This is a genomic window from Mycobacterium neumannii (assembly GCF_002245615.1).
In the GTDB taxonomy this organism is placed as follows: Bacteria; Actinomycetota; Actinomycetes; order Mycobacteriales; family Mycobacteriaceae; genus Mycobacterium; species Mycobacterium neumannii_A.
Map to the genome: position 1 here is coordinate 1 of NZ_NKCO01000003.1, position 12,161 is coordinate 12,161.

14 protein-coding genes are annotated in these 12,161 nt (G+C 67.0%); 6 read left to right on the forward strand and 8 right to left on the reverse strand.

What is annotated here, in order from left to right; all coding sequences use genetic code 11:
- A partial coding sequence (locus CEX88_RS26585) for a DUF7157 domain-containing protein (protein WP_420799192.1) occupies positions 1-151 on the forward strand: 151 nt, incomplete at its 5' end.
- Positions 152-153: 2 nt separating this feature from the next.
- Here the strand turns inward: CEX88_RS26585 and CEX88_RS04630 are convergent.
- Together CEX88_RS04630 and CEX88_RS04635 are read right to left on the reverse strand one after the other, a co-directional pair.
- Entirely contained in the window at positions 154-597 is a 444-nt protein-coding gene (locus CEX88_RS04630; RefSeq protein ID WP_094292580.1) for a cupin domain-containing protein, read from the reverse strand.
- A gap of 24 nt (positions 598-621) precedes the next feature.
- Positions 622-2,391, reverse strand: coding sequence for an Hsp70 family protein (locus CEX88_RS04635; RefSeq protein ID WP_094292581.1), 1,770 nt, complete (start codon positions 2,389-2,391; stop codon positions 622-624).
- 110 nt (positions 2,392-2,501) lie between these two features.
- Here CEX88_RS04635 and CEX88_RS04640 point away from each other — a divergent pair, with 110 nt between their 5' ends.
- Positions 2,502-4,007, forward strand: coding sequence for an FAD-dependent oxidoreductase (locus CEX88_RS04640; RefSeq protein ID WP_094292582.1), 1,506 nt, complete (start codon positions 2,502-2,504; stop codon positions 4,005-4,007).
- Here CEX88_RS04640 and CEX88_RS04645 read toward each other — a convergent pair.
- Positions 3,991-4,752, reverse strand: coding sequence for a hypothetical protein (locus CEX88_RS04645; protein WP_094292583.1), 762 nt, complete (start codon positions 4,750-4,752; stop codon positions 3,991-3,993). The genes CEX88_RS04640 and CEX88_RS04645 overlap by 17 nt on opposite strands.
- A gap of 46 nt (positions 4,753-4,798) precedes the next feature.
- Between CEX88_RS04645 and CEX88_RS04650 the strand changes: the two genes are divergently transcribed.
- Positions 4,799-5,257 carry a nuclear transport factor 2 family protein gene (locus CEX88_RS04650; RefSeq protein ID WP_066848308.1) on the forward strand — a complete coding sequence of 153 codons (459 nt, stop codon included), beginning with the start codon at positions 4,799-4,801 and terminating at the stop codon, positions 5,255-5,257.
- Position 5,258: 1 nt separating this feature from the next.
- On the opposite strand, the gene CEX88_RS04655 is transcribed toward CEX88_RS04650, so the two are convergent.
- The 3 genes from CEX88_RS04655 to CEX88_RS04665 are packed head-to-tail and all read right to left on the reverse strand — an operon-like array spanning position 5,259 to position 7,335.
- A complete protein-coding gene (locus CEX88_RS04655) occupies positions 5,259-5,912 on the reverse strand; it encodes a L,D-transpeptidase family protein (RefSeq protein WP_202931372.1) in 654 nt (217 codons plus the stop codon).
- A gap of 9 nt (positions 5,913-5,921) precedes the next feature.
- On the reverse strand, positions 5,922-6,749 hold the full coding sequence (locus CEX88_RS04660) for an SRPBCC family protein (protein WP_202931373.1): 828 nt from the start codon (positions 6,747-6,749) through the stop codon (positions 5,922-5,924).
- A gap of 1 nt (position 6,750) precedes the next feature.
- On the reverse strand, positions 6,751-7,335 hold the full coding sequence (locus CEX88_RS04665) for an ArsR/SmtB family transcription factor (protein WP_066847714.1): 585 nt from the start codon (positions 7,333-7,335) through the stop codon (positions 6,751-6,753).
- Between the two features lie 57 nt (positions 7,336-7,392).
- Between CEX88_RS04665 and CEX88_RS04670 the strand changes: the two genes are divergently transcribed.
- Positions 7,393-8,886 (forward strand): bifunctional phosphatase PAP2/diacylglycerol kinase family protein, encoded by a 1,494-nt coding sequence (locus CEX88_RS04670; protein ID WP_094292584.1) that lies wholly within the window; start codon positions 7,393-7,395, stop codon positions 8,884-8,886.
- Here the strand turns inward: CEX88_RS04670 and CEX88_RS04675 are convergent.
- A complete protein-coding gene (locus CEX88_RS04675) occupies positions 8,840-9,511 on the reverse strand; it encodes a phosphatase PAP2 family protein (RefSeq protein ID WP_094292585.1) in 672 nt (223 codons plus the stop codon). The genes CEX88_RS04670 and CEX88_RS04675 overlap by 47 nt on opposite strands.
- 47 nt (positions 9,512-9,558) lie before the next feature.
- Here CEX88_RS04675 and CEX88_RS04680 point away from each other — a divergent pair, with 47 nt between their 5' ends.
- Positions 9,559-10,041: a hypothetical protein gene (locus CEX88_RS04680; RefSeq protein WP_094292586.1), complete on the forward strand. Its 483-nt coding sequence runs from the start codon at positions 9,559-9,561 to the stop codon at positions 10,039-10,041.
- Between the two features lie 103 nt (positions 10,042-10,144).
- Positions 10,145-10,639: a DUF4334 domain-containing protein gene (locus CEX88_RS04685; RefSeq protein ID WP_202931374.1), complete on the forward strand. Its 495-nt coding sequence runs from the start codon at positions 10,145-10,147 to the stop codon at positions 10,637-10,639.
- On the opposite strand, the gene CEX88_RS04690 is transcribed toward CEX88_RS04685, so the two are convergent.
- Positions 10,636-12,123, reverse strand: coding sequence for an HNH endonuclease signature motif containing protein (locus CEX88_RS04690; protein WP_094292587.1), 1,488 nt, complete (start codon positions 12,121-12,123; stop codon positions 10,636-10,638). The genes CEX88_RS04685 and CEX88_RS04690 overlap by 4 nt on opposite strands.
- Positions 12,124-12,161: the final 38 nt, after the last annotated feature.

A 12,161-nucleotide genomic window follows, 5' to 3' on the forward strand; every position in this document is an offset into this window, starting at 1 on the left:
AGAGGTTTATAAGCGCAAGCCTCCGGTGTATGCGCCCCCGCCGGCACCGGCGTACGTCCCGCCGCCGCAGCCACGTCTGCGCGACCGCATCATCGAGCGGATCCCGATCATCAACCGGTTCCACGAACCGGAGTACACGTACGGGCGTTAGACCTACGGGCAGGCGGCCGGTGCGTCGTCCCGCACCGCACGGTCGGCGGGCAACGTGTAGGTGACCGTCGCCTCTGCGTGCTCAAAGCCCCTGTTGGACACCACATGTGGGACACCGGCAGGGACGAAGATGGCCTGCCCGGCGCCGAAGACCGCAGGCACGCAGCCGCCGGCCGTCTGCAGACTCACCTCCCCGCCGTTGATCACCGAGTACTCCGGGCCCGGGTGGGTGTGCCAGCCGCTGCTCGACTCCGGTGCGAGCACGAGGTTCTGCACGTAGAGGGTGGTCGGCTGGCCCACGGAGACGATCGCGATGGGCGCATCCGTCGTGCCCTTCGCCAGGTCGGTGCGCTCGATGTCACCCTCTGCGGGTGTGGCGGCCGCCGACGGCGCTGCCATCGTCGCCGTGATCGCCAGGGCCGCCGCGACGGAATGTAACCGGTTCATCGCCGCATTATCCGACAGCTGGGGCTATGGCACAGGCTGGTAAGGGTTCTGCGGCACCTGGATCGGAATCGGCACCGGCACGAACGGCACAGTCAGATAGGTCGTCGTCATCGGCGTGGTGGTCGCCGTGGCGGAAGAGATCGTCGTGGTGGGCGCGGTGGTCGTGGTCGTCGGCGGGGTTGTTGTCGTCGTTGTCGTTGTGGTCGTCGTCGTAGTAGTGGTCGTTGTCGTCGTGGTGGTGGTCGTCGGTTGTGTCGTGGTGACGACGGTCGTCGTCGGCGGTGGCGGCGGAGGTGGCGGTGCTTCGGTGGTCACCGGCGGAGGGGGCGGGTCGTTGGGCAGCGTGACGGTTTCGACGGGAGGCGGCGGCGCCTCGGGTGCGACCGGTTCGGGCGGCGGTGCCGACGGCGGCGGAACCGGCGCGGTCCGCGGCGCCTCCGTCACGCCGGTACTGCCGGTCGCACTGGTCAAGGCGATTGCCACTCCGCCGACGGCGACCACCGCGATGGCCGCCGCAACGCCCATCACCAGCCCCGGCAGCCGCTGCCAGATCCGGGGTTCGTCGATCGGCCCCGTCGTCGCGGCCACGTACTGCACGGGCGGCGGGCGCATCGGCCCGGAGTCATACGGGGTCTCGTAGGGACCCGAGCCGGTGTAGGGCACGGGGTCGTCCGCCGCGTCGTCCTGCGACCAGGCCAGCGCGCCAACCGTCGATGTCCCCGGCGACTCGGTCTCCGTCGGGGGCGCCGGCGCCAGACCCGTCGGGGCGTCCGCGGCAACCACGGGCGCCAAGCCGGTGCGCGCCTCGGCGGCCGAGGTGTACGCGCCGATCAACGCGGCGCCGTTGGCGGCGTCGAGCCCCGGTTGCGCGGTGGCGAACACCGGCATGCCGGAGTGCTCGGACAGCCGCCGAATCAACGGCAGGCCTGCGCCACCGCCGACCACGACCAGCGCGGCGACGTCCTTCCAGCCAATTCTGTTGCGCTGCAACGTGTCATCGATCGCGGCCAAGACACCTTCGAGCGGTGTCGCGACCAAAGCCTCGAGTTCATCTCGGGTCACCCGAACCACCGAGTGATGGTTCGGCAACCGCACATCGACGTCGGTCGCTTCGTGTGTCGACAACCGTTCCTTGGCGTCGCGGCACTCTTCTCGCAGCCGCGACAGTGACCCCACGGCGGCCGTGCTCGTGGGGTCGTCTCCGCCCGAAGGCAGCCCTGCCAGAACGCGGCTGAGCAGCGCCTGATCGACAAGGTCACCGGAGAACTCCGTGTGACGAGTCGTCTCGTCGATCGGTTCGAACGCGTCGCCCGCATCGGCCAGCGTGATGCCGGTCGCGCCGCCGCCGAAGTCCACCAGTGCCAGCACACCCTGTGTCGGGATTCCGAGATCGGTTTGCAGCGCGGTCAGCGACGCTTTGGCATCCGAAACGAGTCGGGTGGTCGCACCGTCGGCGCCGAAGACGGGATGGCCCCGCAGCGCGCTGCGCAGGGTCCGAAGGGTGGCCGGTCCCCAGTGCGCGGGGACGGCGAGCGTGACGTCGGACGCCGGCGCACCGCTGGCTTCGACGAGATCGGCGAGCGCGGCGACCAACAGCCGGTCGGCCGAGTGTGACGATCCATCCGCGGCGACCAGTGGCACATCGTCGCCGACCCGCTCGACGAACCCGGACATCACGGTGCCGTCCGGCACGGTGAATACCGAACGACGGAGCACGGGCTGATCGGCTCGATTGTCGATGCGTACCGCGACCAAGTTCGTCGTCCCGATCGACAACCCCAATGGGTCGCTCATAACGGACCACACGATAGTCCCCCGACCACCGGGAACCGGTCAGACACTCCGTGCGAACCCCGTTCGGCCGCCACGGTTTTGGGGTGGGCCAAACGGGTACCTGCAATGCCATGACATCTCTGTGGCTAGCAAACCGCGTCGAGCGGCCGGCACCGCCGGACCCGTTGGTCGAATCGGACCGGTCGGCCGACGTCGTCGTGGTCGGCGCCGGAATTACCGGCCTCATCACCGCGGTGCTCTTGGCGCGGGCCGGCAAGGACGTGTTGGTGCTCGAAGCACAACGCGTCGGGGCGGGCGCGACCGGCAATACCACCGCCAAAATCAGCCTGCTGCAGAGCACCAAACTGTCGAAGATCGTCTCCAAACACGGCGCCGGGACCGCCAAGCAGTACGTCGAGGGCAACCGTGAGGGCCTGGAGTGGCTGGTCCAGCACTGTGAGGCGCACGGGCTGTCAGTGCAACGCGAGGACGCCTACACCTATGCGCAATCCGAGAAGGGTGTGTCCTCTGTGCGCCAGGAGCTCGAGGCGTGCGAGGCCGCGGGATTGGATGTCGACTGGGTCGACGACACCGACGTGCCGTTCCCGTTCCACGGTGCTGTCCGGTTGGCCGACCAGGCACAGTTCGATCCGATGCCGTTGCTCGACAGCCTGGTCATTGAGCTCGACGAACGGGGCGGACGGCTGGCGCAAGGCGTTCGGGTGCAGAAGGTTTCGAATGAGGGCGACAAACTGGCCCTGAATGTGCGCACCACCGCAGGTGACGAATTCGACGTGCACGCCAAGCAATGTGTCCTCGCGACGGGCATCCCCATCCTGGACCGTGGCGGCTTCTTCGCTCGCCTCAAACCGCAACGCTCCTACTGCATGGCCTACAAGGTGCCCGGCAACATCACACGGGGCATGTACATCTCGGCTGATTCGCCGACCAGGTCGCTGCGTTATGCGCCGACGCCGGACGGCGATCGGTTGATCGCCGGTGGGGCGGGGCATCCCGTCGGCCACGAGAAGAGCCCGGCCTCGTCGGTGCAGGAGCTCGACCAGTGGACGAAGCTGCACTTCCCCGGCGCGATGCAGACCCATTACTGGTCCGCACAGGACTACTCACCCATCGACGAATTGCCCTACGTAGGCCCGATCCTGCCCGGCAACGACAAGATCTTCGTGGCAACGGGTTTCGACAAGTGGGGCATGACCAACGGAACCGCTGCCGCACTGGCGCTGTCGAGCCGCATCCTCGGGGGCCGGATGGACTGGGCGCAGGCCTTCGACAGCTGGAGTCCGCACGAGTTGTCGGGCATCCCCAAGGCGATGCAGACCAACGCGCAGGTGGCGCTCTATCTGACGCGCGGGTGGATCACTCCGGTCACCAGGATCCTCAACCGCACCCCAGAAGAGGGCGGCGTGGTCAGCGGCCCGCCATGGGACCTGGAGGCGCGAAGCGTGGTCGACGGTCGCGAGTACCGCGTGTCGCCGGTGTGCCCGCACCTCGGCGGCATCGTCAACTGGAACGACGCCGACGAATCCTGGGAGTGCCCGCTGCACGGCTCACGCTTCGCACCCGACGGAACCCTGCTCGAGGGTCCCGCGACCCGCAACCTCACTGCGGCGCAGTAGATATCGGCTTCTCCGGCAATAGCCGCCGAACAGCGATCGAGCCGATAACACCGACCGCGATCAGCGCGATCGCCACCGTGACGGACGTCGAGTCCGACACCCAGCCGACGATTCCGGTGACGGTGAGAAACGGTGGAAGCCAGTCGATGACACCCGACCACGAGTTCGACTCTCCGGTCGCGTAGTCGGGGTAGAACTCGGTGAAGGACGCGGCGAAGACGACGGCGCCGATGGGAATGATCCAGGCGGTCCAGAAGTTGTCGTTGTCACCTAGGACAGCATCCCCGATCGCACCGGCGATGGCGGACACCACGAATGCGCCGGCCCAGGCACCGGTGATCGCATAGTTGATTCGCCGAAACGGTGCACTGTCCCAGTGCTCGGGAGGTGTGGTGTCCTTCGCGTACGCCATCGTGAACGGCCGGCGGATGATCAACGTGCCGACGGCGAACACGGCCAGCACGATGTTGCTGAGTTCGCCGGCCCACAGTTGCAGCCAGTCGATGACCGAATCCGGCGCAACCAAACCCGCTACGACCAACACTGCGAAGTAGGCGACGGTCACCACCTCGAGTGAATGCACCGCGGCGCCGCGACGGGTGCCCACCCACAACGTGAGCAGAGCCAGACCCAGCGCCGCCGAGGCGGCTTCCTCGAACCGGCCGGGTCCTGCGACGACCGCCATCAGGATCCATGGCGCCAGTCCCGCGAACGGAGACTTGACGTAGGCGTCGATGAATTTCATGTCCGGACTGTACGCGCCGTGGCTGTGCTGTGTTGCAATGACGGGCATGGGTGACATCGACGAGATTCAACAAGTGAAGTACCGGTACCTGCGCGCACTCGACACCAAGCATTGGGACGAGTTCGCCGACACCCTCACCGAGGATGTGGTCGGCAAGTACGGCGAATCGATCGGCGAGGAGCATCACTTCACCAACCGCGACGAGTTGGTCAAGTTCATGCGCGACTCGCTGGGTCCCGAGATCATCACCGAACACCGCGTCACCCATCCCGAGATCACCGTCGACGGCGACGAAGCGACGGGCACGTGGTACCTGCAGGACCGGGTGATCGCGCCGGACTTCAACTTCATGTTGATAGGCGCGGGCTTCTACCACGACCGGTACCGGCGCACGAGCGACGGGTGGCGGATCAGCGAAACGGGGTACGACCGCACTTATGACGCGTCGATGTCACTCGAGGCGCTGAACTTCAAGGTGAAACCCGGTCGTGCACTGAACATCTGACTCACTGAGCAATCGCGATCAGCGCCCCCGGCCGAAGCCACCGCATGATCTCGACCAGCTTGCCATCGTCGATCGCCACGCATCCGGCCGTCGGCCCGCCGTCGGTGGTGTGCAGGAAGAAGGCGCCTCCATTGCCAGGTACCCGCGCCTTGTTGACCCCCATGACGACCGCGTGCACGTACTGAGGGATCTGGAGGTTCTCGGTGCCGCTGGCGGGGTCGGTGTCGAACGGGCACTGCGCCTTCTTGCAGACCTGCATGGTGTTGTAGGTCGGGCTCTTCATGTCACCGTCCCACCAGTGGTCTGGCCCGACCTGCACGTACGGCAGACCTCCGCCGGGGTTGGGTGCGGTGCCGAAGGCGAAGTCCAGCGTGAAAACGCCCATCGGCGTTTTCATTTCGCCGTCATGGCTCTGCGGAGTCATGCCGTTGGCGCCGATCCAGGCCGGTATGCCCGCGGCGACCACCTGCCAACCCGCACCGGTCCGCTGGTAGACATCCATCTTGGCTTTCGAACCACCTACGCCGACAACGGAAATCACCTGGGTGGCCGAACCTACCGATTTCGCGAACCACGGCACCGTCTGCGCCTGGCCGAGGGGCGCCGTTGCAAGGGCCAGCAGGCTCACGCACAGGAGGGTCAGCAGTCGGCGCACCGACACATGCTAAGTCGCGGTGCGCTGCCCTTCGAGTAAGCCACGCAGCCACGACGACCAGTTGTCGTGTTCTTTCTTTGCGATCGCGGCGGCGTCGTCGCCGTAGAGAAAGACGCTGGCCATGGCGCTCGTCTGACCGGCGACTGTGCAGGTGCCGAGAACCGCGACGCCTTGCCCGGGTTCGTCGATGCGCAATATCAGGTCGCGCACGGTGTCGTCCTGGTGTACGCGTTGGACAACGCCGGCGAGACGTGGCGCGCCGCGCGGGGATTCACGATGTTCGCCGACGTCCACGCCCGCGAGGTTCAGCGCCTCGGTGAGTTTCGTCCACGCCTGCGACTCGTCGCCCGGATGAACCGACATGACCCGGACGCTCGACGCGGGCAAGCCCGCGAAATCCGAGAGGTAGATTTTGAGCACTTCGAAGGCGCCGGGCCAACCGGATTCGAAGCTCTCCATCTCGTCGTCCCAGTCGTCTCGATCGGTGAACAGGCTGTGCACCATCCGGATGACGCAGCGGTCCCCGGAGCGGCTGGTGACCGTCACTTCGGTGGCAAGTGGCGGCGCGTCGCCGCTCCAGTCGTGCTCCTCGTAGGCGAAGCGATGCGGAGGCTCCCAGGCGGTCACCTTGCCGCCCGAGGCGTCCGTCCCGCAGCTCTCGCCGCCGAAGTCGAATCTGATGGCGCCGCCGACGTGTTCCTCGACCGTCGTCGGCGTGAACCACGCGCCCATGCCGACGCCGGTGGCGATTGCATGCCAGACCTGCTCCGGTGTTCCGGGCACGAGCACTTCCACCGCTACCCGGCGCATACCGGAATCGTCTCTGTGCAAGGGCATTTCAGTCCTCCTTCGGGGCGGGGTAGGCGGCGACCAGCAACCGGTAGCCGCGCGCCTGCGGATCGGATTCGTCGTGATAGCGCGCGACCAGCGAGGTGATCGCGTCGGAGAGCTCGCGGGTGAACTCCGCCCGGTCGGATGGTGAGCGGAAGCGGACCGCGGTGTCGATCGACAAGGTCGCCAGCCGTTTGTCTTTTTCACGGGCGATCGCCCAGAGCTCACCCACTTCGCGAACGGCGCGGGCGGCCAGGGCGATCAGGTAGCTGGCGGACAGGCGGTCGTTGGTGCGGCCGGGGTCGGCGGCGACGGGTCCCATCGCGCCGGGCGACACGACGTAGGACGCGGCCGTGGCGACCAGCAAGCGCTCGCGCAGGCCACCCCACCGGCGTTCGCCGGCTTCGGCGACGAGCCGGTGCTCCTCGAGTGCGCGCAGGTGGTAGTTGACCTTCTGCCTCGATATTCCGACCCGCGGGGCAAGCGCCGCCGCGGAGGCCGGTTCGGTGAGTTCGGCGAGCAGTCGACCGCGGATCGGGTCCAGTGCACTGACCGCGGCCGCGGGATCGTCGATCACTTCCACGTCGAGCATGACGCCACGATGCGCTTGACAAGATTATTTGTCAAGGGTCGTGGATACGTTGGGGAGATGGATATTGCGCAGGTGGTCGGCCGGCCCGCAGGCCTACGGCGAATCACTCACGGTCTCGGCGCGCTCGACCAGGAGATCTTCGACGCGATCGCCGAGTCGCCGACCCCGCTGCTTGACACCGTGATGCCACCGCTGACGCGCGCTGCCGACCACTCCAAACTGTGGTTCGCGATCGCGGCTGCCCTGGCTGCCACGGGTAAGCCGAGCGCGCGGCGCGGCGCGGTGCGTGGGATGCTCACGCTGGCGGCGACGAGCTTGATCACCAACCAGGGCGCCAAGCGCATCCGGCGACGGCCCCGCCCGCTGTTCGACTCCGTGCCACTGGTGCGTCGCACGCGACGCCGACCCACGTCGAACTCGCTTCCGTCCGGGCACTCCGCCAGCGCTGCCGCCTTCGCGGTGGGTGTCGGACTAGAGAGCGCGTCGCTCGGTCTTCCCCTGGCGCTTCTGGCGGGGCTCGTCGGGTTGTCCCGCGTCGCCGTCGGCGCGCATTACCCCGGAGACGTGATCGCCGGATTCGGTCTGGGTGCGGCGGTTGCGGTGCTAGGCGGACGGGTGGTGCCTCCAATGGTGCCGACGAGGCTTCCGACCGCGGATCCGCTGCGAGTGGAAACGCCGCCGCGACCAGAGGGGGAAGGTGTGGTGCTGGTCGTCAATCCCGCGTCTGGCAGCGGGACCGGAGCAGACATTCTCAAAGAAGTCCGAGAGGCGTTGCCACGCGCGGAGATAGTCGAGCTCTCCGGAGACGACGACTTCGCCACCGCGTTGCGCTCGGTGGCTCAGCGCGCCGAGGTTCTGGCGATCGGGGGCGGAGACGGAACGGTGTCGTGCGCGGCGGCGGCCGCCATCGAGGCGGGTGTGCCGCTGGCGGTGTTCCCGGGCGGCACGTTCAACCACTTCGCGAAGGACATCGGTTGCGAGACGGTGGAAAAGACCGTCGACGCGATTCGGCAGGGCAGCGTCGCGTGCGTCGACATGGTGTGTCTGAACGAAAATCAGATGGTGGTCAACACCGCGAGCATCGGGGCGTACCCGGCGTTCGTGCGCACCCGAGAGAAGTACGAACGCAAGATCGGCAAGCCGCTGGCCGGGCTCTACGCGATGTATCACACGTTGCGGCACGAGGATCCGGTCCGCATCCGTTACGACAACAAGACGTTGCAGACGTTCCTGTTCTTCCTCGGCAATTCGGCTTATCTGCCTTCGGGATTCGCGCCGTCGCGGCGGGACCGGATGGACGACGGGCTGATGGACGTCCGGATCCTCGAGACCGGTCACCGGTTCAGCAAGCTGCGCATTCTGGTTGACGTCGCGCTCGGCCGGCTCGTACGCAGCCCGTTCTATCACGAGATGCGGGTCCCCGAGTTCGAGTTCACCGCAGTCGACGGTCCGACACTGTTGGCGCACGACGGTGAGATCGGAACCGAGTGCGAAACCGCCAGCTTCAGCGTGCGATACCGGGCGCTTCCGGTGTTTCGGCCGCTTCCGTGATCGGCCGCGACGGCCGCACGAGCAGGAGGCACAGCACGAAATAGGCGTAACCCAAAGCCCATCCGGCCACGACGTCGGTCGGGTGGTGGACGTTGAGCACCACCCGGCCGACCCCGATCAGGGTGACGATGGCGATGCCCGCCGCGATGAGCCAAGCGCGTGCAGCCGGACGCACGGCGGGCAGAGCGACGGTCAGCAGGGCGAAGACCGCGACCAGCACCCCGAGGGCGTGGCCGGAGGGAAACGATGTTCCCAGCGCGGTGACGAACGCGGTGTCCGGGCGGGGACGGTCGGCGGCTCCCTTCGCGATCTCGGTGACGAGTCCGGCCAGTTCGACGGTGACGATCAGGAATATCGCGATGCGGATCCGGCGGCGCACGAACGCGACGACGATGAGAGCAATGGTCACCACGCGGAACATGCCCGGCCCCAGAGCGAGGCAGAAAATATCCCATCCGAGCACCCATCCAGGATGGTCTGCGCCGATCGGGTAGAAGGCGTCGAGCGCAGCGAAATCGATGTCGGCCAACCACGTCCACTGCTGCGCGACACCGACCCATAGCAGGGCATACACCGCGACCGCGGCCAGCGCCGATACCACCAGCCGAGGTGTGTGTGATGCCATCGTCCACCTCTACCACGCGGATCGTCGGGCCGTTAGTGTGACTGCCCATGGCGGTGTTCCTGCGCAAGCTGCTCCGTATCGGCTGTATGCCGGACGAGATGCGGGCCGAGGTGGAGGCCGAGGGTGTGCTCTTCCTCTCCGAGTACATCGCGGTGACCCGACGCTTCAGCGGCAAGATCCCGGGGCGACGGGCGAACGCCAACGTAACGAGTTACGTAGGCTCGCTGGCACTGACAAACCAGCGTGTACTCGCCACGCTGTCGACCGTTCCGAAACTGGCCGGCCGCACCATCGATCAACGCTGGGACGCTACGCAGTCCGGGACCGTCACCGCCGAACTCTCCCCGACGGGTATGAAGATCGATGTCGACATCGCTGCCGTCGATTCCCGCTTCAGCGGCGAACTTTCAATGAATTACAAAGTCGCCATCCCCGAGGATGTGCTCATGCGGATCCCTCGGCGATCGCTGTCCTTCGACGTACCGCCGGAGTACGTGTTCCGCGCCGTAGGGGTGCCGTACCACCCTTAGGCGCTTTGACCGGTAAACCTCCCTGTGCAAATCGCCGCCGACCTGTATATGTGGGGGCCATACTGGACCAACGATCCTCACCGCCGCGTGATGGGAGAGCGCCGTGAGCGATGAACTGGCCCGGAAGAGGTTCACCGAGCTCAAAGAGCGCGCAGGACAGCGGCTTGTGGCGGGGCCGAAACGTGTGTTCATCCCGGACGCTGACCTCGACGCGTTCTGGGCAACGCTGGAGCCTGCGACCATCGATTTCATGATCGGCGAATGGGAGGGCGGTGAATTCGATACCGGTCACCGGGAAAACGGAACGTTGGCCCTCATCAACTGGTTCGGCAAGACCTTCATCTCTGCGACCGACGTGAAACCGCTGGTCTGCCTGGACGAAGACGGCCATAAGTACTCGAACGCCGAGAACGGCGAAGGCAGCCTGTGGATGGAGGAGTTTCGGGGCGAGGTAACCGCCACGATGGTGTTCGACGGACAGCCCGTCCACGACCATTTCAAGAAGATCGACGACCATGCCGTGATGGGCATCATGAACGGTAAGAACGCACTCGACAACGGCCGCCACGCTTACTTCTATCTCGAACGGGTTCCTTAGAAGGGTGGGGGTTTGTTGCGTTCGGCGACGTAGGGCTGGTTGCGGCGCCGTTCGGCTTCGATTGCCGCAATACGATTCTGCTCACGAGTTCGTGTGCGGCGCGGCATTTTCAGGGTGCGCGCCTCATCGGTGTTGGTGTCGATGGTGGTGTTGATGGCGGCGGGTGCGGTGGGCTGGCACAGGTCGGGGAATAGCAGGCGGCTGCCGGGGTGGGTGGTATAGGTCTGCCCGTGGCGGGAGGTCCACTCGATCCTGCCGTCGCGATACTGGCGGTCGCGCCAGCTGGCGAAGGTTTTGAGCAGATGGTGGTGGCGGCACAAGCATTTGAGGTTTGAGGCTTGGGTGGGCCCGGCGGGGTAGGCGATGGTGTGGTCGAGGTCGCAGGCGGTGGCCGGAACGTCGCAGCCGGGGAATCGGCATGTCAGGTCGCGGCAGCGCACGAACCACGCCAAGCTTGTTGAGGCGCTGTAGCGCGGTTCGGGCCCGGCATCGCCGGGGTGGATCACCGGTTGACGTTTGGCGGTGGCGGCCAGGGTGCTCGCCAGCAGCGGCGCCGGCAGCAGACCCTTGCCCATCAGATACCCCGGGTCGGTGCCCGCCGGGCCCGCGGACTCGCCCTGGTTCTCCTCGTGTGGCGTGTGCGGTGCTGCGCCGTGCAGTGCGGCGGGGGTGTCGTCGGACAGTGATTCGTGGCGGGCGATGACATGGATGACCACAGCGCTGGGGGTGGCGGTTGCGGCTTCACATTCGGGGCGCCCGCATGCGCAGGTGAGTCGGTCGGCGCCGTGGCCGAGGGCGCCGAGGGCATCGGCGCGGCGTTGCTCGGTGGTACGCGGGTCGTGGTCGCACACTGCGGCGGCCATCGCATCCAGGCGCGCGTCGAGGGCGGCGGTGTCGGCGGCGAACAACCAACCCTCGATCGCGGCAGTGCCCGACCCGTCGGGCGGATCGTGGATCACCACGTCGCGGCCCAGCGCGGCGTTCTCAGTGCGCCGCACCGCGCCCGCGTCGTAGCGGTCCACACAGGTGTCGATGGCGGTGTCGAGTTTGGTCGCCGACAGGATGCCCCAGCGGGGCAGCTCGGTCGCGAGTTCGGCGTCAATCTTGGTCAGTGCGGCCGCATCGCGCACCAGCCGGGTGCGATGGGTGACCGTGGCCACCATGCGAGACGAGAGCGCGCCGGTGGCGAACACCGCGGCCACCGCGGGCAGGCGCTGGCGCAGATCATCAGCTATTGAGAGTTGGTGGGAGGCCACGCCCAGGGAGACGCCCTGGGCGGCGGCGACCTCGGCGGCCGCGATCGCCCAGTTGTCGATGCACCACTGCTCGCGATCAACCGCCCCGGCCTCCCGGATCAATCGCTCGAGCACATCGGCGGAAGCGGCCAACCGGCGCGCGCACGCGGCGTTTTCCACCCGCGCCCACGCCCCGATCGCGCCCGCACCCCGGGACCGGCCGGCCACCCCCACCAATTCATCGAACATACGAACGAATCTAACGACCACCCCCGACCGCGTTGACC